Genomic DNA, 25,111 nt, shown 5'->3' on the forward strand with positions numbered 1-25,111 from the left:
GGAGCCGTTGGTGGGGTCCCACAGGCGCACCCGGCCATCGCGGCTGCCGGTGGCCAGCAGCGGGGTGCCGTCGGGGAGTGTCGCAAAGGCAATCGCGGACACCGCGCTTGTGTGGCCGGTCAGGCTACCTACGGCGGAGCCGTTGGTGGGGTCCCACAGGCGCACCCGGCCATCGCGGCTGCCGGTGGCCAGCAGCGGGGTGCCGTCGGGGAGTGTCGCAAAGGCAATCGCGTATACCGGGCTTGTGTTGCCGGTCAGAGTGGCGCGGCGGTGCCCGGTGGTGGGGTCCCACAGGCGCACCCGGCCATCGCGGCTGCCGGTGGCCAGCAGCGGGGTGCCGTCGGGGAGTGTCGCAAAGGCAATCGCATACACCAGGCTGGTGTGGCCAGTCAGAGTGGTGTGACGGCGCCCGGTAACCGGGTCCCACAGTCGGACCGCGCCGCCGTCTTGGCTGTTCGTGGCCAGTATTGAGGCGCCGTCTTCCAGGGTGCCAAACACTACTGCAGAGACCCCGCTTGTATGGTCGGGCGGACCATCTGCGCTGGTGACGCTGGTGGAGTCCCACAGTCGCACCGTATGGTCGTGGCTACCAGTTGCCAGCATCGAGGTGCCGTCGGGGACGATGGTGAAGGCGAGTGCGGATACTGGGCCGGTGTGGCCAGTCATCGTGGTGTGGTGTGTGTCGGTAGCCGAGTTCCACAGGCGGACGGTGCCGTCGTGGCTACCGGTGGCGAGTAGAGGGACGCCGTCGGGCAGGGTGCCGAAGGCGATCGCGTGCACCGGGCTGGCGCTACCAGTGAGAGTGGTGTGGTGTGCGCCGGTGGCCGGGTTCCACAGGCGGACGGTGCCGTCGTGGCTACCGGTGGCGAGTAGAAGGGTGCCGTCGGGCAGGGTGCCGAAGGCGACGGCGGAGATTGTGCTGGTGTGGCCGGTCAAGCTACCGGACGTGAGGCCAGTTGTGGGGTCCCACAGGCGGACGGTGCCGTCGTGGCTACCGGTGGCGAGTAAGGGGGTGCCGTCGGGCAGGGTGCCGAAGGCGACGGCGGAGACCTTGTTGTTGTGGCCGGTCGGGGTGGTGAGTTGCTGGCCAGTGGCCGGGTCCCACAGCCGCACCTGGCCGTCGTGGCTACCGGTGGCGAGTAGAGGGGTGCCGTCGGGCAGGGTGCCGAAGGCGACGGCGGAGATTGTGCTGGTGTGGCCGGTCAAGCTACCGGACGTGAGGCCAGTTGTGGGGTCCCACAGGCGGACGGTGCCGTCGTGGCTACCGGTGGCGAGTAGAAGGGTGCCGTCGGGCAGGGTGCCGAAGGCGACGGCGGAGATTGTGCTGGTGTGGCCGGTCAAGCTACCGGACGTGAGGCCAGTTGTGGGGTCCCACAGGCGGACGGTGCCGTCGTGGCTACCGGTGGCGAGTAGAAGGGTGCCGTCGGGCAGGGTGCCGAAGGCGACGGCGGAGATTGTGCTGGTGTGGCCGGTCAAGCTACCGGACGTGAGGCCAGTTGTGGGGTCCCACAGGCGGACGGTGCCGTCGTGGCTACCGGTGGCGAGTAAGGGGGTGCCGTCGGGCAGGGTGCCGAAGGAGATCGCGTTTACCGCATCATTATGCCCTGTGAGAGTTCTGTGGAAAGCGGACGGCATCACATGTGCCCAGCGGGGCCGTAGCACCAACCGATGTGTTGGCGGGAAGACGCTGGCGATATGGGGGGCATACGCTAGGGCTGTGAGTCGTAGGATCCCCGCTCGTTCGTCGGGACTGGCCATGGCGAGGTTATGGGCGGCCCGCCAGTAAACTTGGGTCTGCGCATGCCGGCATGAGTTGACAGCACCTAGCACTTCGATGAGTCGCTCGGAGTCAGCATACGCGAGATAGCCCGGTTCCCCACTCACCTCTCCGAGGCGCTCGGCGGGAGCGGCGTGCGCAGCCAGATGGCGTAGCACATAGGGGTCGGCATCGGCCCAATCCCGGCGGGGCGGCCCCTCCCCGGATTGCTCGGCCGACGGGGCGACGCTGCGGAGAAGGGCATCGGTGATCGCCCGTTGGATCTTGCGCTCATTCATGGAGCGCCTCTTGAAGTAGTCGGCGAACGCCTGATGGTAGAGCCGGTAGACGGCCTGTCCGTCCTCGCTGGACTGGCTCACGTGGTAGCCGGCATGGTCAAGAAGCCAGTCGACATCTTCGACCCCATAGGTCGTTCCGGGAGTCGCCAGCGCCGTGGCCGCCAATGCCCACAACTGCCTTGGGAACCCAGCGCCCTCCGCCCAAGCCAGGGGAGTAAGGAGTTCCCGCACTCGTATTTCGTCAGGTCCGAACCGTGCGAGGTCTCGGGCGAAGACGTCTTGAACCTGTCCATGAAGGTAGTCGGCCGCCTCGGCCGAGCCGAGATCGAGCCGGGTCGCCCGTGCGGCGAGCGCATGGGCGACAATCCTGGCGAACAGGAAAACCTGCCCGCTGGCCTTGGCCACCGCGTGTGCCACGGTCTCGGCCCCCTGAGCATCCGTGCTGTAAGGAGAAGTCGCCGTTGTAAGGCGCCGCTTGACATAGGCAGCGATTGCCGCCTCGGTCCCCGGATCGCTGTCCAGGATGTGCACGTTCTCCTGGCCTGGGTCCAGCAGCTCGAGGAGCGGCCCTTGTCCAACCATTCCGCCAGCGGGTTCCTTCCCCGCGATGTGTGCACGGGTCCCGACCACGACTTGGGCTTCGGGCAGCGCGGTGAGAGGTCGGATCAGGTCGGTCACGATGGCGAGGACGGAGTCCGGCCGCGCTTCGTCGAGCGCATCGACGATCACTCGTACCCGGCGGCCCAGCCGTTGCACCGACTCCATCAGTTCCTTGCCCGCCCGCCAGCCTCCAGCAGGAGTGGCGATGCCCAGCCCGGCGGCTAGCACGTCCTGGCACTGAGCCAGCGACTTGTTCTTGGCGTGGATGGCGACGTCGATCAGACCCACAGGTGGAATCGTGTCCGCTTCGGCATCCGCTAGTGCACCCTCGGCCTCAGCGATCCGCCGGTATGCAGGATCGGACAGGGTCGCGATTCGCCCGAGCACCGCCGATTTCCCTGCCCCGGGTGATCCAGTGACGACCCGTAGGCCGGGTGGTCCTTCCCTGAGCCAGAAAACCAGATCGGCGAGTAGCAGGGTGCGGCCAAAGAAGAACCACCCGGTCTCGTCGACCTCTACCCCACGCGCGGCCTCCCGAAAATGATCCTTTAGCCCGAGGTCGAGGATGCGACGCTGCCGCTGAATCTGCGTGTGTGCGTCGGCAGTGGGCAGACCTGGGACCGCACGGGGATTGAGGAAGACGCGATGTTGGAGACCGTCGGTCCAGAAATGAGCTGTTGGCTCCGTCGTCTGGCCCATCACGACAGCTTCCAACACCTCCTCGGGTTTCACCCGTTCGTTGCCTGGCGCCCAGGCGTGACCAGTGCCACCTCCGCGCAGCACATCGACAAACCGCTCGATGAAGTGGCCATCCTGGGTCTGCTCGTATGGTCCGCAGGAGGAGATGACTGATACGGCAGGTCGGCCCTCGGGAGTGGTGAGTTCAACCAGCGCCTTACCTACGGCCTGCGTCACCTCCTGGGCAGAAGCGCCCGAGTAACAGGTGTCAAGAACGATGACTGCATAGCGGAAATGCCAGGTGACGAGCAGGGTCACAAGCGCATTCGCGCTGATCGCGTTAGATGCGTTGATCCGCGATTCCTCTTCAGGAGAATCCTGTACCAGAAGGAACTCTCCTGCGGGCCGACGCACTCCATGTCCTGCCCAGTAGATGACCAGTGCGTCGGACTCCTCGGGCCCGTTGCCAAGTAGTTCCAATACTCGCGCGTGGGTGCCGCCGTAAGCCAAGCTGGGCAGTTCGTGATTGAACCCTCCAGCTGACAATGTTTCACACAGTGTCGGCACCAAATGCCGGACATGTTCCAGGTTGTCGTGGTGGTCATAGGAGACCATGCCGACGACGATGAACGAGCCACGGCCAGTGGGGACCTCGCTCACTGCCGGACTCCTCGACGGTTACTTGACGAACTCGTTGCTGCCATGATGGCGTGCGGTGAACATACCGCATCCGCGATGGGGGCAACCGATGCCGGATCGTATTGACGACTTGATCGTCGTCATCCCAGGTATCCTCGGCAGCGTCTTGGAGCGCGGCGGGAAACGGATCTGGGACCACTCCCTTGCGGCGATGCGCCATGTGTTGCCGCCTCGTAGGTTGGTCTCTGCGCTTAGCCTCGATGATGGCGATGACGTGCGACCGGTCGGCTTGATCAACGGGCTGCACATCGTGCCCGGCCTCTGGGGTATCGATGGTTATGGCCCGCTCTTGGGCTACCTTCGCCGGCAGTTCGACGTCAGTCGTGGCAACCTGATCTCCTTCCCCTACGACTGGCGTCTGTCGTGTGCGGTTAATGCGCGCAGACTTGGCGTCACCGTGGAACGGGAACTGACCCGTCTTCGGGAACATGTGCCTACCGCCAAGGTGACGTACATATGTCACTCAATGGGAGGCCTGATAGCCCGCTACTACCTGGAGGTCCTAGGTGGCCGAGCCTCCGCACGCCGACTGATCACCATTGGAACGCCCCACCAGGGTGCCGCCAAGGCCGCCGCGGCCCTATGTCTGGGCCTCGCTCCCGGGGCGCGGGCCAGGGTCGGACGTTTCGGCCGGGTCCTAGACGACTTGGACGAGGTCGTTCGGACCTTTCCCTCGGTGTACGAGCTGTTGCCCACCTACCGTTGCGTCGACGACGGTACCGGTGAGCTCCGCCACCTCCTTGGATCCGGCGTCCCCATCGACACCTCGCGTATTCGTGAGGGAGCGACGTTCCACCGCGATATCGCCTTGGCGGCCCAGAAAAACGGCCCCAGCCTGCACGAGACTTATCTGTTTGGCGGTCACAGGCACAAAACCGTGCTTAGCCTTCAGCTCACCTCCGCACAAGTAGTTCCGCTACATACCTGGAACGGTGAAGCCGTCAGAGGCGACGGCACCGTGCCCCGATTCGCTACGGCGCTCCCTGAGGCGACCTCCGACACAGACGTCCGCTACTCCGGCGACCGTCATTCCGTCCTCGCCGGCGCCAAGCACCTGCTCGACGCTCTTCATGCGATTCTCACGTCGCAGCCGATCCGCAAGTACCAGGGCCGGGAACTGGGCCTCGGCCTCGATCTACCCGAACTTGTCCCCATGGGCGAGGCCGTGCCAATCGAGGTCGAGGCGGCGGACAACCGCCTTGCTCTCATCGCCAGCGCTGCCCACTATGAGACGGGAGAAATTGTGCGTGGATTGCTGCTGCGGAATCTGGGGGATGGCCGCTATGCCACGGACCTGATCTTGCCGAAGCCCGGCGCGTGGCGCGTCACTGTAAGCGCCCCTGGTCGGATACCGGTCGAGCCTGTGAGCGACATCGTCATGGCGGTGGACCCGATGTAGATCTGTCGTACGGCACCCGGCGCCGTCACCAGGCTGTAGGACGAATGACCCGGATGTGTGATTCGCGGAGGAGTGAAGACCTTTATCTCTGGCGGCTAGTTTCGTGGTGACCGGCCACACACTCTTGGTCCGCGCTGCGTGTCATTGGCCGCTTGACGCGACGCGAATTCTGCGATGCCAGAGTCCAGTCGCTCCTCGTCGAGGCCTGCGCCCGCCGACTACAGAGGTCCCATCTGCGCTTTCTGGTGCGGCTAGCCCTTCGATCCTGCCCGGATAGGAACCAGCATGACGACCAACGTCGTTCGTGGCGATGACCTGCTCGACCATGTCCTCCGGACCAACTTCCCCGGCCATGATCTACTCTCGGCGCCAGTGCAGCCATTGTTGGAGAAGGTTAGCCTCTGGCTACCCCTAGAGGTGTACCGGGAATGGCCCATCATGCTGCCATGGGCGCTCCGAGACCTGGGCTGTCGAGGGAATAAGCGGGACAGGCCGGACATCTGGTCGAGCCCGGCCCCGACGGGCCACTTCCTTGACGACAACACGATGGTTAAGGGTCTCGTGCGGACCGTAAGCGTGCGTAGCCCGGACAGGTGTATCAACGGGAAGCGTCTCCGGGGTGGCTTCGTCGCTGCCCACATTTGGCGCGTGGTTCGGCACCATCAGTTAGCCAGCCGTATCCCTGCGCTGTATACCTTCGTTCCCAACCTCGTCTGGCTGCCTGGTGATGTAGCGAAGCTCACAGACCGCGAAGGCAGCGTCTATCAGCGGACTCTGCAGGCGATGTCATCGCTGATATACCAGGACGCTCCCGTGCGGCCTTCCCTGAAGGGGATCGTCAAGGCGTCCTGGGACATGCTGCCGGTCTCGGACCTGCCGGTCACCGCACCTCTGCCCGAAGAGCTGAGCTGGTTCAACCCGGGTCCGGCTTTTTTCAAACTCCGCCGTACCCGGCTGGACGAGGTTCTGGCGGCCCTCCGCACGCTCGAGGGAGGCAAACCGCTGGTGAGGAAGGTTATCGCTACCCGTTTCACCAAGGGTCTGCCCCAGGTGCCGCCTGGCGTGCGGGCCGAGTTTCTCGCCGATCTCAGCAGGTTCGAGATCGTGCCCTGATGGGTGTCAGATGAGATGGCACGGCGAGCTCATGCGTCGTGCAGCGACGAACGCTGTCCCTGCTCCCGGTACCCGTCGCTCGCCAGTGCCTCACGCACCCGTGCCCAGACATATGGCCTGAGTAGTTTCCCGGCTTCGTCCGCAGCGAAAAAGCGCACCTCATCCAGCTCATCGTCCAGGGGGTGACGGGGCCGCTCAGTGTCCCTCCGTCGAAGATGAACATCAACGAGTTGTCCCGGGGCCCGTGCGGTGAGACCCAGTCCACCGCAAGCAACCGGCCAACCCTGATATCGAGCCCCAGCTCCTCCTTGATCTCCCGTCGTGCTGCGGCAGCAGGAGACTCATTGGCCTCGGGCATGCCGCCGGGAGGGACCCAGTCCAGCTTGTAAGACAGGTTCACCAGCAAATTCTGAGGGCCACGGAGATTCCGGTCAGCCGCGCAGCTTGGTCAGTGCCTTCCAGCTCTTCAGGGTCGCAACGGCACGCTCGCCGATGGCTCGGATGCGAGCATGGGCGCGGTTGACGTCTCGCTAGCCGCGTGACAGCCAGGGCCGATAGCGATGCCGCTTGAACGGTGTGCGAATCGTGCCGCCCGCTCCTTGATAGCACTTGTCCGCGAAGGTCTTCACGCCAGCACTCGTCAAGGTGTCGATCAGACCGACCGTCCGAGCTGGGGAGATGTCGTGAATGGCGCCCGGCAGCGCTGGTGAAGCCCACACCAGCCGGCCCACCGGGTCGGCCAGGCGGTCAATCGGGATGAGGGTGCCGTCCAAGATGGCATAGGCCAGCCGGGCCGCGCGCTGGACCGCAGCCCGCACGTCGCCGGCTAGGGCGGTCACAAGGTCGACGGCTTCGCGGAATAGCACTAGGCGGTGGTGCGGAATCGAGGCACGGTAAGACAGCAACCAGGCTCCCGGTTAGGGCATCGGATCTTGGTCGACTGCTGTCTTACCGGGAGCTTCCTCTCAACGCCACCGTTCTGTGCACGCCCATCGTGACCAGCGCCGTCAGGTTGGAAAGAGTTCAGCGCCCTCTCTTTCGAAGCGCACATTCAGCAGATCGGACCTCATAGAGGAGGCCCTTACTGGTGCTCGATAGAATTTCGACCTCATCTGTTCATTACCGCTGCAATGACTACTGCGATCCAGAACGGATACGCTCAAGTTTAGAGCGCACACTGCGAATAAGATTGTGGCTGGGCTCAAAAAGCCGTTCGCATTTAGCTAGCGTCGATTCATACAGCTGGATCGCCTCATCCAAGCGTCCCGCTGCTTCATAGGCGGCCGCGAGATTGTGACCGCTGGCCAAAGCATCGGGGTGTTCGGCACCCAGGGTCTGTTCCCGCCTCCTCAGCGTCGCCTCATGTAGTCGGATCGCCTCGCCCGTGCGTCCCGCCGCCTGGTAAGCGACCGCGAGGCTGTTGCGGGTGCTAAGGATATGGGGATGGTCGGGATCCAAGAGGCGCTCACGGCTGGTCAACGTCGCCTCATACAGCTCGATCGCCTCGTCCAAGCGCCCTGATGCCCGGTAGGCAGCCGCGAGATCATGACGACTGTCCACCGTCTGGAGATGCTCAGCGCCGAGGAGCCGTTCATGTTGGCTCAGGATTGCCTCATATAGTCGGATCGCTTCGTCCATGCGTCCCGCCGCCTGGTAAGCGACCACAAGGTTTTGGCGGTTGATGAGGATATGGGGGTGATCGGGATCCAAGAGGCGCTCACGGCTGGTCAACGTCGCCTCATACAGCTCGATCGCCTCATCCAAGCGCCCTGATGCCTGGTAGACGTATGCAAGGTTATGGCGGCCGTCCACAGTCTGGGGATGCTCAGCGCCGAGGAGCCGTTCCCGTGTCCTCAACGTAGCTTCGAGTAACTGGATCGCCTCGGCGAATCGTCCCGCTGCCTGGTAAGCGCCAGCCAAGTTGTTGCGGTTGGCAAGGATATGAGGATGGTCGGGATCCAAGAGGCGCTCACGGCTGGTCAACGTCGCCTCATACAGCTCGATCGCCTCGTCCAAGCGCCCTGATGCGTGGTAGGCGTGTGCGAGGTTGTGTCTACCGTCCACAGTCTGGGGATGCTCAGGGCCGAGGAGCCTTTCACTCTCGATCAGCACTGCCTCAAGTAGTCGGATCGCCTCGTCCTTGCGTCCTACCGCCTGGTAGGCTCCCGCGAGATTCTGACGGCTGGCCAAAGTGTAAGGGTGATCGCCTCCTAGGACCTCATCAAAGCCGCCCAAGGCGGTCTCGTACAGCTGGATCGCTTCGCTGAGTTGGCCACCTGACTCGTAAGCACGTGCGAGGTTATAACGACTTGCCAGGGTATGGGGATGGTCGAGGCCCAGCAGCCGCTCCCGCGTCCTCAACGTGACCTCGTGTAGTTTAGTTGCCTCAGTCAATCGTCCCGCTGCCTGGTAGGCACGTGCAAGATTGCTACGACTGGTCAAGGTAGCAGGGTGATCAGGGCCCATTACTTGTCCATAATCCGCCAACGTCGCCTCATGTAGCCGAATCGCCTCATCTAAGCGCCCTGCCACCTCGTAACTGTATGCGAGGTTATTACGGCTAGCGAGAGTATCAGGATGCACGGGCCCTAAGACTTGCTCCATGTCGTTCAGTGTCGCCTTGTGCAGTTGGATTGCCTCGGCCAATCGCCCTGCCACCTGATAGGCATTTGCGAGGCGGCTGCGGCAAGTGAGGGTACAGGTGTGCGTGGGACCTAAAACGCGCTCGCAGTCGGCAAGCGTTTCCTGCAACAGGGGAATAGCCCGATCAAAATCGACTAGCTCCGCTAGATATCCGCCACACCAAGAGCGCAACGTAAGCAAGTTTAGTGAGATGATGTCGACGGCCACGGCAACAGCATGCACTGCGACAGTCTGCTCGAATACGATCTCAACAAACGGGCGTTCAACTTCTTCTGGCAGATCTTCAATGAACCGGCGAAGCACGATGGTGGCACTGTTCAGCACGCCTTGGAGTTGCCCTTGGCGATCGGCGCGTTCACGGAGGACTCGTTGAATCAGGCGATGCATCAGCACAGCCCTGCCGTCCTCACTGAAGCTCACTAGTGAGGTGTCCGCCAGATCCGCCAACAGGCTGTCCCAAAGCTCGCGCTCGGCTGGGTCAGGCGCAATGGAGCCATACAGGATCGAACGGGGAACTCCGGAGGGTGCTAATACTCCGAGCACCGACAGGAGCAAGGAACCGTCCTGGCGGGAAGCTTCGAATTGCATGACTGACAACAGGATGGTTTCTGCAGTGCCGGCTGGATACGGATCATAATCTGACCGAGTCAGGTACCGCTCCAGCGGAAAACTACGCAGCAACTCTAGGTAGATGGCATAGTCGAGACGACGGCGGGCAATCAGCGCAGCGGCTTGCGCCAAGGCCAATGGTAGGAAGCCCAGTTCGTCAGCCAGTTCTGCGGCGCCTTCGGCGTCATCCAAGCCTGTGCGTTCGTCCAGGAACATCACGGCTTGTGCAGGGGTGAAGACCTCGACCTCAACCGGAGGGTATACGTGGCTAAAAGCGCGGTTACGTGAGGTGATGACTACGCGAGTAGCACCCGTAGTCGGGATCCAGTCGCGGACATCAGTCACACTGGTTGCGTTGTCGAACACCAGTAGGCCCGGTTGTGTCGATGCGGCCAGATGCGTGCGTACTCGGCGTGCAGCGGTCGCGGCATCATCATCGGGGCGACGCAAGCCGAGCCGATCGGCAAGTCCTGCCAGTCCCATGATGATCTGGTCGGTTGTCTCAGCAACGATCCAGGCAATCAGCGGCCACTGAGCCTGCTGGCAGGTCCAAGCATACGCGGCTGCCAGCAGGGTCTTCCCAATACCCGGGGTGCCGGTAACTGCTGATATCACCGCAGCACCGGAGTCGGATATTTGATCATGCAAGCGGTTCAGGAATTCCTCACGCGCTTGGAACGCGCGCGGTTTTTCTGGAATGTCTCCCTCAATGATCTGCTGCGGGCGCGTTTCTGTCGTAGCGGCCCACTGTATGAAAATCTGATGTAGGTCGCCTTCGACCTTCCCAGCGACTGGGCCGTGGAATACGCCATGAGAATAATCGACATGATCGCCTTCATAGCGAAGATGCCCTGTCCCCGAGCCAATACCGGGACTATGGCCAGGTTCAGTTGGGTCATGCCTGGTCATCATGGGTATCCCGGCGGGGTGCTGGATTTACGACCTTGCCAGTGACGGGACCGTAGAAGGTGCTGCCGCCGAAGTCGATATGGTCACCATGGTAGGTAGGTTCGGAAGGGGGTGGGTCGTTGGCTGGCGTGTCGGAGGAGACTGGCGCACCGGTCAGCCGATATGTCGTCACAGTGAGGGCCACACTGAAAACGAGCGCGATGCCAACCCACCACCAGTTCCAGATCTCCTCATTGAGTATCTGGTTGCTGGCGACTGCGACCGCCACTGGCAAGATCGCCGCCCCTGCTAGTAGAGTCACCCGCTTCGGCGAGGAGGGAAAGGCCATGGCACCATCATCAACGAAAGCCGAGCTGTTGTCCCGTCCATCGGACGACGACTGCGGCGTGCTCACGACGTAGTCGCTGCCCTGCTGCGCCCGGCCGACGACGAGGGCGAGGCAGACGGTGACCTGCCGCCTCTGGTGCTCGCCGTCGTGGAACTGGAGCGCGGAGTCCGGCTGACCGGCGACATGCCAACCGGGCACAGTCGATTTCGCCTCTCGGACGCTGGCCGAACGATTGGTACCTACGGACAGTGACCGCGATGGTGAGCCTGTGGGTCACTGGTTTCTCATGCGATCGGGCTGGGGGACATACGCGGGATGATCTTGCATGAGCCATGCGCCACGTCAGCCATCTGCCCAGTTCAACCCGCCTAAGCAATCGGAACGGCCTCCACTCTCCTAAAGCGGGTGCCGCAGGTTCGAATCCTGCCGGGGGCACTCACCTAGATCGGCATTTCAGGCCTCTGACCTGCGGTTTCACAGGCGCGAGTCTTTTGTTTTGTGTCCTCGGTAGGCAGCAGACGGTGCCCGCATGCAACCGTAAGACCATGATCAGGGGACATGCGCGGAATGATCTTGATGACGTTTCCCCAGGTCGAACCACATTCTAGGCCGCCGCGTTCGCCGGTACCCGCCCCGGCTCGCATCGTCCCGTCGGGCGTATGTGGCTCGCAGTGCCTCTTCGACGCGTTCGGCGTCCGCATGGACGGCGAGCAGCTCTTGGTTGGCCGACAACTGCTCGCGGATGGCAGCGATCTGGCCCGCCACCGTCATCGACATCCGTTCAGCGATTTTCGCCGAGTCGATCTGACCGCCGAACTTCGCGGCCAGGGAGGACAGCTCGATGTCGCCGGCGCGCTGCACCAGGCCGCCATCGAACGACTCTTCGCCCGACAACAGGTCGCAGATGCGTTCAAGCGCCTGGTCCACGGCGACCTTGGTCGGGGCGAGAAACAGGACCCGCAGTCCTTGCCGATAGCAGCCCTCGACGATGGCGGCAACCACGTCCGTCTTGCCGGTTCCCGGCGGGCCCCAGACGAAAGTCAGGTCGCTGCCCAGAGCACTTTCGATCGCCTGCCGTTGGTTCGCGTTGAGCGTGCGGTTTCGGTAGCCACGGATGAAGTGGTCGGGAGTGGTGCAGCGAGCGTGGCGCGGCTTGCCCTGGCCTAGCACCCAACCTGCGGTCGTGAGGTTGACCGGGCTGTTGTCGCCGCCGTTCGCCCCCTCCATCCGATCGAGCAGAGCCTCCAGTCCTGCCGTTTCATCCCTGCGCAGTTGGGCGTTTGCGGGATCGCTACCGAGGTCGGCGGACGTACGAACTCTGACCTTGCCGTCGGGCATTCGCGCCGCCTCTGCAGGTTCCCATGGCGCTCGGGAGCGGGACAGCCGGATGAGCAGTTTCTCACCGGAGAAGGCGTCCTTCCACGCCTTGCAAGTGAACACGTACTCGCGGGACTCGCTGCTCCCGCCGGTGCGGCGGCCGGCGGCCAAGGAGACCTTTTCGCCCTCGCCATCCACGCGGAGTTCAGCGGCGATTTCCAAGCGGACGGCTCGCGCCAGCTCATCGACGGGATAGGGCCTCTGCTGTGCGGCGGGGCTGACCATCGCGCTCCCGGGAGGACGGAGGAGGAGGAGGTGGGCGTACCGTGCAGGCTCAGGAACATACCCATCGCGACTACGCCTTGGAACTTTTCGAGCACGGACTGTTTCCTGGCGCGGTGATTCCACCCAGGAATGCGCGCACGGAGCGCGAAGACGCCGATGTTCCTGCTACTTCGCTGCCCGCCCCGCCCTCTCCCTTCCGTACACGTTGCCGTAGCTCTCGGTGAAGAAGCTCCCTGCCACCAACTACCACCGACAATCCGCAGAAATCACGGACAAATGGGTCCAGAAAAACGCGAGGTCGGACCGACTCGGATCGATAACCCAATATGCGGAGCAGACGATGCCGCGTCATTTCTAACACTTTGTCGAGGTCGGCGGGTGCGCAACCGGTGAGCATGTGCTGAGCAGCTCGCAGGTTGATTGTCGACGAGGGCAACCCGGCAGCCCACTGCCGCTGACATTCCGGACACCGCTCCCACGCTTCGCGTTGCCTCCGGCAGCGAAGAGCCCTCTGGAAGGAGCGATTCCATTTGCCAACATCGTGTGAATGGCCATTCAGGAAACCGGCGTAGAGAATGTCCGAACGAGTCGCGATGTCAGGAGTGCATGACGGATCAGACTCACTATGACGGTGGAGGAAGAAGCGGAAGAGATCGGAAAATTGTGTCGGCCAGGCGAACCGCATGAATGGAGAAAAGGGTGTCGGATTGCCGCCGTACCAATCATGAGTCTGAAAGTATCTCCGCGACGGTCGCGGACGTTCCGATGGGAACGTAAGCCGGGTTGAATCCTTCGCGAGCCGGTCGCCGTCTCGCAGACTCTTTGGCCCGGGATCACTCGCGGCAAGCGGTGGTCGCTCTTCGGTTGATTGCAGCTCCAGAACCACCGCGTACGCCCGCAGGAGTCCGGGCGGGGCGTCGTCGATGAGCGCCGCGGCGAGCAACGCGATCCGCCTGGCGACATCATCGCGAACCTCTCTCAGCACGCCGTCATCCACGAGTTGGCGAAGGACGCGATCCGGACCGCCCGGTTGTTCGATCACTCTCAGGGCTGCACGCATCCGTGGTGGCACCCTCAGGACGATGCTGCCCGGCGATCTCCAGACGTCAGTTGGGCAAATCGGGCGGGGCACGGCGTGGGCCAACGCATCGGCACGGGGCCACCACAGATCGCCTGTCGTGTTCCCCTCGGCGAGTCGCGCACCGGTTCTATGCGTCGCGGCTTGCCGACACATCGCTGCCAGAATCCGGGAGACCAGTTCGTTGACGTCGAACCCGGCGCTGGGAGAAGGGTGGTGGATGCGGGCCCGCCGAGCTGTCTCGGCGGGAACCAGCGCCTGAATTCGCTTGACCACGGGGCTGCCCAGCGACGAGCCTGCCAGCAGATCGTCCAGTTCATCTCGGGCATGCGCTTCGGGCCCGCCAGGTTCTACGCGTGCCCGTGGGGTCCACCGGTCTTCTGTCTGACTCATGACCGTCACCTCTCCGCGTCATCGGGGTCTGTCGTGGTCTGCGCGGCCGTGTTTCTCCTGTCGAACTTCTGACGAACCCGCCTCAGCCGGCCTTCGAGCGCCTTGGGGGTGAGGCCTGCCTTCTCCGCGGCCTCCTGCTGGGTGTAGCCGAGTGCGCTGTACCACAGGACCTGATGCATCTCAGGTGCCGGGATCTGCGCCATGGCACGGGAAATCTCGTCACGCACGATGACCTGGCGCTCCGGTCCCGGGGTTAGCGCGAATTGCCGTACCGGCTCCAACGCCGCGACGTCATGGGCGAGGCCCGCAGAGACGAGCGCACGCTCGAGTCGTTGCTGCCGGCATCTGTGGCGGTAGACCTTCTCGAAGGCGAACAGACATCCTCCGATGAAGTACGTACGCATCGACGCCCCCCGACGCGGATCGCACTGGCCTTCCTCGACCGCGCGGCGGAACCTCTCCACGCCCTCCCCAGCAAGGTCGTGCACGAACTCCTCAACCTCGTCCCGATCCCACGCTCGCCAGTCGAACGGATCGCGGGTGATCTTCGGGAGCGGACTCTTACCTTGGCCGGCCCGGGTCTGGTTCGCCTGCTCCCGCCGCTGGTTGACCTTTGCGAAAATCTCCCCTCGCGCCACCCACATCCCCAAGATCGGCAAGGCGTAGCGGACCAACTGCTCCGCCACTCTGTCGAATCGGTCACGGCGGCCTGCCGCCAGGTCGGCCCTCAGCAGCATCACGATCTTGTGATCGTTCTCCAGTCTCGCCTGCCGCGCCTCGTCACTCTCGGGCTCAACATCTTCCGCAAGCTGTCTCTCGGCGTCCGCAACGAACTCGCTGTCGATCGGTGACGCCAGTTCCTCGGCGGCCGGTTCGTCGTCCCTGCCGCCTGCGTCGTCTTCCCACGTCGTCACCGCTGGACCGCAGGAGTCACCGTCGTGGCAGGCGCCGCCTGGGTCGGGCTGTTCGTGGGCCATCGACATACCCGCTCCCCTCGAGGGGTTGGAGGACCGCAGGGACAGCCACGGTCCGGGGGACATGATTGAGGGTGTACGCACCTGCTCTATGCAGCCCGCGGCGATTTTCCCCCGCTCTGTTGAGAAAAATCTTCCTAACGCCCCAAACGAGGGTTATGCCGATGTGGCCGCCTATGTCCTGAGCGACATCGCCGTACTGATGTGACTCAAGAGACAGAAGGGAACCACATGGCAAGCCATCTCGACGCCGTGCCGCCCCCGCCCCGCTGCGACGCTCGCTTCGACCACATCACCGTGTTCATCGGAGGCACCAGTGCTGTCTGAACGCACCCTCCTCACCTTCCTGTGCGCAATCATCGCCATGGCGATCACCACGGGCCTGATGCTCGCCGACAAAGCCACGTGGCCGAACGCTCTCATCGTGGGGCTGGGAGCGGGAGGTGGCACCCTGATCGGCGTCTCCAGCCTGATCGACAAGAGCAAGCGTCCATGAGCCACTCATGGAGTCGCGTCAGCCCGGCGACAGTCCGAAATCAGAGCAGTCGGCGATCGAAAACGCCATGAACGGGTGCTACGCCCGCCCGTTCCTTACCGCAACGCTGAGGAACATCCCCATCATGGCCATCCCCCTCTCCGATCAGGACCAACTCACGCTCCGCCTCGCCGGCTGGGGCGCCGTCTCGCTGATGTCGGCCGCCGGCGCTGCCAGGCTCGGCCCACAAGGCCGCCACCAACGGCTCCATCGCCCTGGCTTCCGCCACCGGTCTGAGCGGCACGTCCTGGTCAAGGCTCCCAAGAGCCTGACAGGCAAGACCGTCGCCACGCTCGCCGACCAGGTGCTGCCTGCCCTGACCACCTCCATCAACCTGCGCAAGCAGCAGGCTCCGGAGGAGGCCGACAACTTCCGCCGCCCTGTCACCGTCGCCGTCGAGTCCCAGAAGGCGAGCCCAGCCCGACCGTGACCGACATAGCCCGTAAGATCACTGAGGCCCTCGACACCGCCTGATGGCCGGCCAACCCCGCGCCACTCCAGAATGCCACGGGGTCCCCTCCGAACCCCGTGGCATTCCCCAATCCCGACCCGGCCGACTCAGGAACGCGACAGCTTGGTTGCCCACGTCGCGGTCGGCACACAAACAGGCTGTCCAACGGCACCATCAGAGTGCTCAACTGCAGCAGCTGGGTCTCGACCGGCATTTGTCCTTCGCGGAGGGCGCCGACCGGAGGATTTGCCGACGTCCCCTCGCCCGGGCCCTTGGTCGTGCACTCTTGTATGAATCTTTCTCCGCACCCGCCTCGTGAACTCAGCCGCTCACCAAGGACGCCAAATGGCCGATACGCCGGACTACGCGCAGGTTCAGCTCAACCGTCGTTCCAAGCGTTCCCGCCGCAGCACGCTTACCGCAGCGGTCGCGAGCGGAGTAGCCGTCGCGGCAATCGTCACAGTCACAACGTACGTTCTGTCCAAGCCGGAAACCTCCTCAGCCAGCAGTGGAACCGCTTCCGTCAGCTCGGCGCCTGAACCCATCGAGAAACTGTGGCCTACAGCAGTGCACGAACCCCGACGGCAGGAAGGTCCGGCCGCGACTGATGGTGGATGCCACCAAGGTTCTCCTGACCGCCGAAGGCGGCTTCGAGAAGGCGAACGGGCTCTACACCTACGACGTGAACAGCGGCGAGATGGCCAAACTCGCCGACATCACCCTCCCGGCCGGCACCACCCTCTTCCCCGACGGCTTCACCGCAGGCCAAGGCCGGATCGCCTGGTGGACCGCCCGCGGCGCCGACGACAAACGAACCGCCGACATCTGGACCGTCCCGACGACCGGCGGCAAACCGCAGCTCGTCACCTCCGCTCCCCTGCCGCCCGCCTCATCGGCTGGCTTAGTCACGGGAATCGCCGTCACCCGTGGCCGTCTCGCCTGGTCAGCTGGGAACGAGGGCGTCTTCACCGTCGACGTCAACGGCGGGCAACCGCAGCGCGTAGAAGGCACGCAGGGACAGCACATCCTGAACTGGCCCTGGGTCGGATCACCCGGGACGTTCGGCGGCAACGAAGCCCCCTTCCAGTCCGTCATGAACATCGAGACCGGCGAGAAGCGCGCCCAGACCGGCTTGCAGTCAGGCAGCCCTGTGGCCTGCGGCATCACGCTCTGCGTCACGCACCCCGCCCGATCCGCGATGGCACGGGTCCAGGGCCGGGACGGACGAGCACGACACGAGATGGATATGACGGGAGTCGCGCCGCAGCCTCTCCAGCGGGACCGCTTCCTGTCCGCCCAACTGCCGGATCGCGCGCTGGTGCACGACGTGCAGTCAGGGGTGTCCGCCGAGATCCGCGGCATCGACACCCGGACCCGCTACCGCGCCCCGGCCGGCGGCAACATCGCCCTCTTCGGCCGCGGCGACAAGTTCGTGGTCGTCGACCTCACCGCTGTTCATTGACCGCTCGTCCAGAAGCCTGATCGTCGCTTTCCACATGACGCCAGAACGTCAGAACCCCTGCCCTCATGAACGAGCGGCCCCGACTTCATGACAGGCCGGCCACCAGCGCCTTGGTCTCTCGGCGGGTCTTATGCATGCCTGCACATTTGCAGGAGGCGACCGACTCCTCCGTGTGGGTGCCGACGACCGCTCTTGAGGACTGAACTTCATGTCCGTGTGCCGTCGCGGTAGAGCGACCTGTCGTGCGATCAGCCGATTGCGCACAACCTGTTGAACTCCGCGACGTCCGTATTGATGTCCGCGATCACCTGGTTGGGGTCGCCGCCGGTCATGCCCGTCAGGCGGAAGCTCAGTTCCTGGAACTCCGCGGCCAGTCGCCTGATCTTCACCCCCACCGCTCCCTGCGCGTTGAGTCCCGCGCCCATCAAGTCGCTGTACGTCTGCTGAGCCGCGGCCGCCTGGCCGCGGCGGCTGGTTCCGGCATTCCTGGTGTAGGCGGTCAGGGCCGCCGCCGTCTCGTCACAGCCGACAGACCGGACCTCCGGCACCGCTGGAGGGGATTTCTGGACCGCTCGCGTGCGGCTCGGTGATTGGGACGTGCTGGGCTCAGGCGATGAATCCACTGGCGATGGTGGGTGGCGAGTGACGACCCGACCCGGCGAGGACGGCGGCGGGGACGGACTGGAAACCACTGTGCCGGGCGGGGTCTTGGGTGGCATCAGGTAAGCCAAGAGCGCGACCACGGCTGCGATCGAACCAGCCAGAGCGCTCACTGCCGTCCAGTTCAGGCGCGAGCCCGTTCCCCCGCCGCCCGCCCCCGCTGATCCGCTTCCGGTCATGTTCCGATGGTGGCCGAGCCGCCGAACTCGGTCCAGGAGACTCCTGCAGCTGTTCTTGATCCGCAGACAGCACCGACGCCGGCTGCGCTCCGACCACGGACGATCCCGACCGGACGGCCACGATCCCGCTGCCCCTTCCCTACCGAAGGGCCAGCGCCGCTGACCGGGACGACGCCGCCTCGGGGTTCGTCCCGGCGTAGGTGCGGTGTGGGGGAGTTGTCGTTGTTGACATTCGCTGCATGGGCGACAAAATACACATATGAACAGTTCTTCAGCTGAGAATGTGTTGATGGTGGACGGCTGCGCCGTCAAGGTCGTGGATGCCGACCGGGTGTCCGCGGTGTGCGAGCGGATGCCCGCTGCCGAGGACCTCACGGACACGGCGGACATCTTCGGCCTGCTGTCCGACCCCAACCGACTGAAGTTGCTGGTCGCCCTGCTGGACGGCGAGCTGTGCGTGTGCGACCTGGCGGCGGTGACCGGGCAGAGCGAGTCGGCGGTCTCCCACGCGCTGCGACTGCTGCGCGCCCATCGCATCGTGGCCGCCCGCCGCTCGGGCCGGATGGCCTACTACCGGCTGGAGGATCCGCACGTGCGGATGCTGCTGGACCTGGCGCTGGCCCACACCGAGCACACCGAGGCCATCCACCCGGAACGGGAGGGCGAACGCTGATGGGTCACGGGCATGGGCACGGGCACGCCGGGGCCCGGCACCGCTGGCGGCTGGCGGTCTCGTTCGTGCTGATCGGCGGATTCTTCCTGGTCGAGCTGGTCTACGGACTGATCTCCGGGTCGCTGGCCCTGATGTCGGACGCCGGGCACATGGCCGCCGACGTCGTCACGCTCGGCGCGGCGCTGGTCGCCACCAGGATCGCCGCCCGCCCCGACACCACCGGCCGGCGCAGCTACGGCTCCTACCGAGCCGAGGTGTTCGCCTCGCTGCTGGCCGTGGTCCTCATGCTGGCCGTCGCCGTCTACGTGGTCGTCGAGGCGATCGGCAGGATCGGCGGCTCGTCCGAGGTGTCCTCCGGGCCGATGCTCGTGGTGGGTGCGCTCGGGCTGGTGGTCAACCTGATCGCGCTGTTCCTGCTGCGGTCCGGCGCCAGTGAGAGTCTCAACGTCAAGGGCGCGTACCTGGAGGTGGTGGCCGACACGGCGGGTTCGGTCGGCGTCATCGCGGCGGGGTGGCTGATCACGGCGACCGGCCAGGTGTTCTGGGACACGGTCATCGCGCTGGCCATCGGCGTGTTCGTCGCCGTGCGCGCGATCTCGCTCGGCCGGCAGGTGTTCGCGGTGCTCGGCCAGCACGTGCCCGAGGGCATGGACGCCTCCGTCGTGGCGGCCGACCTGGCGGCCATCGAGGGCGTGCGCGACGTGCACGACCTGCACCTGTGGACGCTGACCTCCGGCATGAACGTCGCCACCGCCCACCTCGTCACGGGCGACCAGAGCGACAACCACGCCGTCCTCGATCAGGCCCGCGACCTGCTGCGCACCCGTCATGGGGTCGCGCACGCGACCTTGCAGGTGGAGCCGGACGGACACACCGGCTGCGACGAGATCGGCTGGTAGCCGTGAGCCTCACGCCGACGGCTCCCCGATCCCGCCGCTGCAGGACGCGCCCGGCTCGGGCGTCCCGGGGCCGTTGACGTTGGCGCGCGGGAACGCCGTCAGCCGCGGGTCGTCGGCGCTGTCGAGCTTCAGCTGCTTGCCCCACGCGCTGAGCACGACCGGCGCGGACAGCCCCGTGTACCGCGACAGCACGACGAAGTCGCGTCCCTGGGCCTGCTTGTACAGGGTCTCCAGTTGCTCCTTCGGCAGCCCCGGCCGGACGGCGATCCAGACGGCTCCGTGCTCCTGGCTGTGGACGACGTTCTCGTTGCGCAGGGGCTTGCTGTAGATGCCGCAGTTCTGCCGCTCCGGCGCATGGTCGCCGCCGACCGGCGGGGCCTGCGGGTAGCTGACGACCTTGTCGGTGTGGTTGCGACTGCTCACGTCGATCGTCTGGACCGCGACCGGCGAACGTCCGGCCCGGTCGTCCAGGACGAACGCCGTGATCGCGCTGCTCGGCCTGCAGCGCGGAGAGCCGCTCCCTGCGCGCGCCCTCGGCGTTCTTGTCCATCCGCCACCTCCGACCTACGCTCTTCTACGATCCGTAGAACTTCTACAGTGCGTAGAATTTGGCCGCCGTAAGCGGACGTCTTCGACAGGCGCCGTGGTCGTGCTCACGGCCCTCGGCTCGCCGCCGCGAGTCGGGTTGCGCTCGTCAGGGTCGGATGCGCCGGTTCGGGCGGTGATGTTCGACAACTTGTAGAAATGAATGTCGGCGACTCATGCCCGCCCGACCTGGATCGATAAGGCCGCCATGAGGAGGAGGCTCGGTTCCGGGATCAAGGGCTTAGCCGGGTCTTACGCCGGAGTTGGCACCGTGAGGCAGCAGAACTTGAGGGAGATGACAGATGAACGCGCACGAGCCTCACGAGCAGGACCCTGGAGCGCAGGGCAACGGCGGGTGGAGCCAGTTCGGCACCACGCCACCGACCGTCGGAGGCTTCCCCCGCCGTGACCCGATCGTCACGGAGCAGCCGCCGCCCCCGCCTCCGCCGGCGCCGACCTTGAAGGCACGTTTCACCGCCGGCCAGAAGGCGGTGGCCGGGCTCGCACTGGCGGCCATGGCGATCGTCGGCGGGGTGGTCGGCGCCGTCGCGGCGACCTCCTTCCAGCCCGCGCCCGTCGCCACCACCAGCCACGTTCCCAGTCCCGTCCTCAAGCCGGCCTCCGGGTCGCTCACCGTGGCGGACGTCGCGGCCAAGGTGCAGCCGACCGTCGTGATGATCCAGGGGCAGACCGGCGAGGGCTCAGGCGTCGTGCTGTCGGCGGACGGCCTCATCCTCACCAACAACCACGTGGTCGAGGGTGCTAGCCAGGGCGGCGGGCAGATGAGCGTGAAGTTCAGCGACGGCAAGACGGCCAAGGCGAGCATCGTCGGCACCGATCCGGCCACCGACCTGGCCGTCATCAGGGCTGCGGACGTGTCCGGGCTGACCAAGGCGACGCTCGGCGACAGCGACGCGCTCAAGGTCGGTGACGCCGTACTGGCCATCGGCAGCCCCCTCGGCCTGGACGGATCCGTGACGGCGGGCATCGTCAGCGCGCTTGACCGTACCCTCACCACCGGCCCTGACCAGCGGCAGCAGGTGCCTCCCGGCTGGGGGCAGGAGCAGAGCCGGCAAAGCGCCGGCACGACGATCGGCGGCGCCATCCAGACCGACGCCTCGATCAACCCGGGCAACTCCGGCGGCGCGCTGGTCAACGCCGCGGGCGAGCTGGTCGGCATCAACACCGCCATCGCCTCGAACGCCGCCGGCGGCGGCGTGGGCTTCGCCATCCCGGTCAACACCGCCAAGCAGGTCTCCGACCAGCTCATCGCCACCGGCAAGGTCCGTCACGCGGTCCTCGGGGTGAGCGTCACCGACGCGACCGGCGACGTGCCCGGCGCCCTGATCAGCCAGGTCATAGCGGGAAGCCCGGCGGAGAAGGCCGGACTGAAGCAAGGCGACCTGATCACGAAGATCGGCAACACGCCGGTCGACGCGGGCGAGACCGTCGTCGGACAGGTCAGAAGCTTCAAGCCGGGCCAACAGGTCAAAATCACCTACCTGAGGGACGGCCAGGCGCGCGACGTCAACGTCACCCTCCAGGAGAAGACCTGACCCGACGCCCACATGGCCATTGAACGGCCACGCCCCCGACGACGGCACCGGGATCCAGATTCGGATGACGGCATCCGTCGGATGGCGATCGGGGGCGGACGCGCCGCGCCGTCCCCGAGATCGCATCTCCGCTCGTCATGCCTACCGGCAAGAACACGGGCAGGCATCCGTATAGGCAGTGTCCGTCGGCTGTACGCCGGGATCGTCGCCGACGCCGTAGTTCGCGGTCAGGAGGCCCCGCGCCCGGGGCCCCTTGCGCCCCGTCGCGGGTCGCCATTCGTCCGCGACCGCCTGAACCGCGCTCTGGGAGAAACCGCTTTCGATCAAGCGCGGTAGTGCTCAGCGCTCCGACGCTCTGTTGACGCAGGCGGCGGGCTGCCGCGGCTGTTCTGCTGCACGCTTTCCTATATGTGGACGCCACCGAGCCGGTGCTGAGGGTGCCGTTGGAGCATCCGCGGCCCGGGTTGACGAAGTTGCAGAGTTGGATGAGTTGTGGAACCAGCTTTTGTCACGTCATGAGGGATAAGCAGGCGGTCCGCGGCTCAAAACGTCCCAAACACTGGTATGGGCAACGGCTCGCTACGAATGTACGCACTGGACTTTGATTCGGCTCGATGGATTTCCCGGCAATCGCAAATGGGTCGGTTTCCCGAAGCGATCGACTCAGTTCGGGTTATCGTCATCGGGGGCCTTGAAGCCGTACCGAGGGGATCCGGGATGCCTGGGCTTGATCGCGAGGCGATGCAGGCAGCGGTGGTGCGCATCCAGAAGTTGTCTGACGACCACTGGTGGACGCTGCACCCTTCTTGCACATTGATGGATGCCCGGGCCTGGGTGGGACCGAGCGGGAGCCGCTTTCAGCAGGCCTTGCTCAGTCGCCAGCGCGAGCTGCGTGCGATGTTGGCCCAAGCCGTCGCGGCTGCGAACGACGAGTTGGCGAGCATGTGATGAGCTACAGCGGGGTCAAGCGACCCGAGTTCGACACTCTGGTCGCCCGCCACACCGCTGCGGCGCTGCAACTGGAGGACTTGGCCGCGATGCTGCACGGCGAGCTCTCCGCGGCAGGGCTGAGCACCGAGCCGGCCCTGCGCATCCGCAGCATGGCGAAGGAAGTCAGTGCGGAGGTGGACGATCTGCGACGCCGTCAGCACATCGTCCAGGAGATGGAACGGACGAAGGTCGTCCACCGTGACTGCACACCGGACGGGACCATGATCGCCGTCCCGGATTCGACGGCCGCCGCGCAGGGGCTCCTGGATGGCACGTTGGCCGCGAACGCGGCGGTTGCCGCCGGCCGCGGGGACAAGGCGGCGCTGGCCGGGCTGCAGGGGTATGCCGACAGGGCGGACGATCCGGAGTTCGTCAAGGTTTTCCTGGCGAAGCTGGGTGTCAAGGGCATCACCGAGCTACCGGCCGTGCTGGGGCTGCAAGTGCGGGCCAACGCCATGTCCCGACGTGATCCGCGACAGGTCAAGCAGGTCGAACAGGTGATGAAGCTGCTGTCCGTGGCCCTGGCCAAGGGCACCGACCCCGCCGACAAGGCGTATATGGGACAGACGTATCTGGACCAGCTTGTGAAGGAAGGCCGTGCCGAGCACAAGGCGCTTGAGGTGACCTACGTCGGCTATCAGGCTCAAGCGCTGATCTGGCGAGCCGGCGAGGGCAAGCCACCGTTCTCGAAGCGGTTCATGGAAGTAGTGGGCCGGGACGTGGTTGTGCACCAGAAGGAGCTGTCGGATTCCCGCGGCCAGTACGCCAACAGCCTCGATCTGGCCACGGTGCTCGGCATCAGCGACTCCATGCAACCCGGCGGCCCTCGTATGGGGCAGCCGGGGGAACAGATCAAGGCCAGCGTCATCGACGATCTCTCGCAGGCCGGAAAGTACTCGTTGCCGGCGGCACAGGCGTTGCTCTTCCACACTCCGAAGGGGTGGACGAAGTCCATCATGGAGTATCTGCTCACCGACCGGCTGGACGGCTTCAACAACACACGCAACCAGGCCCCGTTCGCCGGCCTGCTGCAGAAAGCGCTCAGCGGCAAGGACAAGGAGTCATTCGAGCACGCCAACGAAGCGCTCGTGCTTCTCAAGAAGGAGCTCGACGGGGTTGTCGGACGGGGTGGCGACGGCAAACTGGAGATTCTCGACCGGAAGCAACTGGACCGGCTGTCCTTTCTCAGCGGACCGATAGGAACGGTCATGGCCGCCCATGTCGACGAGATCTTCGGAGTCTTCGACGACAAGACACCCGAGCTCAAAGACATCGACCGTGCCGAGATGGATCGCCTGCTGCTCTTCGTCGGCCGTGACGAGGCCGCCACCAAGGCGCTTGTGGGAGCGGAGGTCGAGAGAATGTTGCTGAAGGTTCAGGAGTCCTACCGGCGGGACGGCGGGGAGAACCTGAACGAGGTGCTGCTCCCCGAGGCACGCTTCATGGGACATCTGCTCGAAACTCGACGCCTGTTCCTCCTCTCGCAGGCCAAGAGCGATGAGCAGGCCAAAGAGGAAATGAAGAGCCTGATCAGCGGTGTGCTCGGTGAGGCGACCGGGCCGGTGGGCAAACTCGCCACGCGATTCGGGTTCTGGGGCGACAAGGCACACGAGAAGCTCACGCCCATGGGGTTCGACAAGCTCTCGGCATTCCTGGCCGACCGGCTGATGAAACAGGGCCTCTCCTCGGAGTCGGCCCTGCAGGAGGCGGGCAACGATCGCGAGATGGCCATGTGGATGGTCCACAAGATGGTTCTCGGCAGCAGCATCGCGAACGGCCGGTGGAGTCGCAGCGCGCTCGACGACGCCAAGGGCTCTCCCTTCGCCACGAACGGCGATCCCCCCAAACTGAAACCGCTCGACGAGATCGTCGCCGACCCGGAGACCTTCGACAAGTTCATCGAATGGGCGCGCTGGCACACCAAGGTCGAGAGCAGCACTCAGACCGTCAAGGAAGCCATGGACAACAGCGCCCTGTTCGACGTGCACAGCAATCTCGGCATCGAGCGGTACTGACATGTCCACACGCGCCACGATGGCCG

At 65.0% G+C, this 25,111-nt stretch carries 17 protein-coding genes and 2 pseudogenes; 10 read left to right on the forward strand and 9 right to left on the reverse strand.

All coding sequences use genetic code 11. The annotated features are described in order from the left end of the window. Window positions 1-3,993, reverse strand: a pseudogene (locus ACIBQ8_RS17695) (hypothetical protein); the annotation flags it as partial. Between the two features lie 109 nt (window positions 3,994-4,102). Here ACIBQ8_RS17695 and ACIBQ8_RS17700 point away from each other — a divergent pair. Together ACIBQ8_RS17700 and ACIBQ8_RS17705 are read left to right on the forward strand one after the other, a co-directional pair. Then, window positions 4,103-5,431, forward strand: a complete 1,329-nt coding sequence (locus tag ACIBQ8_RS17700; protein WP_397192439.1) for an esterase/lipase family protein — start codon at window positions 4,103-4,105, stop codon at window positions 5,429-5,431. A 285-nt stretch (window positions 5,432-5,716) separates the two neighbouring features. Continuing rightward, the gene (locus tag ACIBQ8_RS17705; protein ID WP_397192440.1) at window positions 5,717-6,544 is read left to right on the forward strand and encodes a hypothetical protein; all 828 of its coding nucleotides are present in this window, start codon (window positions 5,717-5,719) and stop codon (window positions 6,542-6,544) included. On the opposite strand, the gene ACIBQ8_RS17710 is transcribed toward ACIBQ8_RS17705, so the two are convergent. The 6 genes and pseudogenes from ACIBQ8_RS17710 to ACIBQ8_RS17735 all read right to left on the reverse strand — a co-directional run bounded on the left by ACIBQ8_RS17710 (window position 6,519) and on the right by ACIBQ8_RS17735 (window position 15,089). Continuing rightward, complete coding sequence (locus tag ACIBQ8_RS17710) at window positions 6,519-6,944, reverse strand: NUDIX domain-containing protein (RefSeq protein WP_397192441.1); 426 nt, start codon at window positions 6,942-6,944, stop codon at window positions 6,519-6,521. The two genes, ACIBQ8_RS17705 and ACIBQ8_RS17710, sit on opposite strands and share 26 nt — an antisense overlap. A gap of 37 nt (window positions 6,945-6,981) precedes the next feature. Then, window positions 6,982-7,401, reverse strand: a pseudogene (locus tag ACIBQ8_RS17715) (transposase family protein); the annotation flags it as partial. A gap of 277 nt (window positions 7,402-7,678) precedes the next feature. Then, window positions 7,679-10,708 carry a tetratricopeptide repeat protein gene (locus ACIBQ8_RS17720; RefSeq protein WP_397192442.1) on the reverse strand — a complete coding sequence of 1,010 codons (3,030 nt, stop codon included), beginning with the start codon at window positions 10,706-10,708 and terminating at the stop codon, window positions 7,679-7,681. Beyond that, window positions 10,692-11,231, reverse strand: a complete 540-nt coding sequence (locus tag ACIBQ8_RS17725; RefSeq protein ID WP_397192443.1) for a hypothetical protein — start codon at window positions 11,229-11,231, stop codon at window positions 10,692-10,694. The genes ACIBQ8_RS17720 and ACIBQ8_RS17725 overlap by 17 nt, the downstream gene beginning before the upstream one ends. Before the next feature lie 351 nt (window positions 11,232-11,582). Continuing rightward, window positions 11,583-12,635 (reverse strand): AAA domain-containing protein, encoded by a 1,053-nt coding sequence (locus ACIBQ8_RS17730; RefSeq protein WP_397192444.1) that lies wholly within the window; start codon window positions 12,633-12,635, stop codon window positions 11,583-11,585. Window positions 12,636-14,111: 1,476 nt separating this feature from the next. Beyond that, window positions 14,112-15,089, reverse strand: coding sequence for a helix-turn-helix transcriptional regulator (locus ACIBQ8_RS17735; protein WP_397179556.1), 978 nt, complete (start codon window positions 15,087-15,089; stop codon window positions 14,112-14,114). A gap of 307 nt (window positions 15,090-15,396) precedes the next feature. Between ACIBQ8_RS17735 and ACIBQ8_RS17740 the strand changes: the two genes are divergently transcribed. The 3 genes from ACIBQ8_RS17740 (at window position 15,397) to ACIBQ8_RS17750 (ending at window position 17,528) form a co-directional block, all read left to right on the forward strand. Next, window positions 15,397-15,576, forward strand: coding sequence for a hypothetical protein (locus ACIBQ8_RS17740; RefSeq protein WP_397179555.1), 180 nt, complete (start codon window positions 15,397-15,399; stop codon window positions 15,574-15,576). Between the two features lie 7 nt (window positions 15,577-15,583). Next, window positions 15,584-16,045 (forward strand): hypothetical protein, encoded by a 462-nt coding sequence (locus tag ACIBQ8_RS17745; protein ID WP_397192445.1) that lies wholly within the window; start codon window positions 15,584-15,586, stop codon window positions 16,043-16,045. 628 nt (window positions 16,046-16,673) lie between these two features. Further along, complete coding sequence (locus tag ACIBQ8_RS17750) at window positions 16,674-17,528, forward strand: hypothetical protein (RefSeq protein ID WP_397192446.1); 855 nt, start codon at window positions 16,674-16,676, stop codon at window positions 17,526-17,528. 248 nt (window positions 17,529-17,776) lie between these two features. Here ACIBQ8_RS17750 and ACIBQ8_RS17755 read toward each other — a convergent pair whose 3' ends face one another. After that, window positions 17,777-18,076: a hypothetical protein gene (locus tag ACIBQ8_RS17755; protein WP_397192447.1), complete on the reverse strand. Its 300-nt coding sequence runs from the start codon at window positions 18,074-18,076 to the stop codon at window positions 17,777-17,779. Between the two features lie 580 nt (window positions 18,077-18,656). Here ACIBQ8_RS17755 and ACIBQ8_RS17760 point away from each other — a divergent pair. Continuing rightward, window positions 18,657-19,040 carry a metalloregulator ArsR/SmtB family transcription factor gene (locus ACIBQ8_RS17760; RefSeq protein WP_352361466.1) on the forward strand — a complete coding sequence of 128 codons (384 nt, stop codon included), beginning with the start codon at window positions 18,657-18,659 and terminating at the stop codon, window positions 19,038-19,040. Next, window positions 19,040-19,939, forward strand: a complete 900-nt coding sequence (locus ACIBQ8_RS17765) for a cation diffusion facilitator family transporter (RefSeq protein WP_397192448.1) — start codon at window positions 19,040-19,042, stop codon at window positions 19,937-19,939. The genes ACIBQ8_RS17760 and ACIBQ8_RS17765 overlap by 1 nt, the downstream gene beginning before the upstream one ends. A 9-nt stretch (window positions 19,940-19,948) precedes the next feature. Here ACIBQ8_RS17765 and ACIBQ8_RS17770 read toward each other — a convergent pair whose 3' ends face one another. Continuing rightward, window positions 19,949-20,362, reverse strand: a complete 414-nt coding sequence (locus tag ACIBQ8_RS17770) for a DUF3105 domain-containing protein (protein WP_397192449.1) — start codon at window positions 20,360-20,362, stop codon at window positions 19,949-19,951. Window positions 20,363-20,826: 464 nt separating this feature from the next. Between ACIBQ8_RS17770 and ACIBQ8_RS17775 the strand changes: the two genes are divergently transcribed. The 3 genes from ACIBQ8_RS17775 to ACIBQ8_RS17785 all read left to right on the forward strand — a co-directional run bounded on the left by ACIBQ8_RS17775 (window position 20,827) and on the right by ACIBQ8_RS17785 (window position 25,085). After that, window positions 20,827-22,080 (forward strand): S1C family serine protease, encoded by a 1,254-nt coding sequence (locus ACIBQ8_RS17775; protein WP_397192450.1) that lies wholly within the window; start codon window positions 20,827-20,829, stop codon window positions 22,078-22,080. A 585-nt stretch (window positions 22,081-22,665) separates the two neighbouring features. Beyond that, window positions 22,666-23,028 (forward strand): hypothetical protein, encoded by a 363-nt coding sequence (locus tag ACIBQ8_RS17780; RefSeq protein WP_397179548.1) that lies wholly within the window; start codon window positions 22,666-22,668, stop codon window positions 23,026-23,028. Then, window positions 23,028-25,085 (forward strand): hypothetical protein, encoded by a 2,058-nt coding sequence (locus ACIBQ8_RS17785; RefSeq protein WP_397192451.1) that lies wholly within the window; start codon window positions 23,028-23,030, stop codon window positions 25,083-25,085. The genes ACIBQ8_RS17780 and ACIBQ8_RS17785 overlap by 1 nt, the downstream gene beginning before the upstream one ends. Window positions 25,086-25,111 lie beyond the last annotated feature (26 nt).

It is taken from the genome of Nonomuraea sp. NPDC049646 (genome assembly GCF_044465525.1).
In the GTDB taxonomy this organism is placed as follows: Bacteria; Actinomycetota; Actinomycetes; order Streptosporangiales; family Streptosporangiaceae; genus Nonomuraea.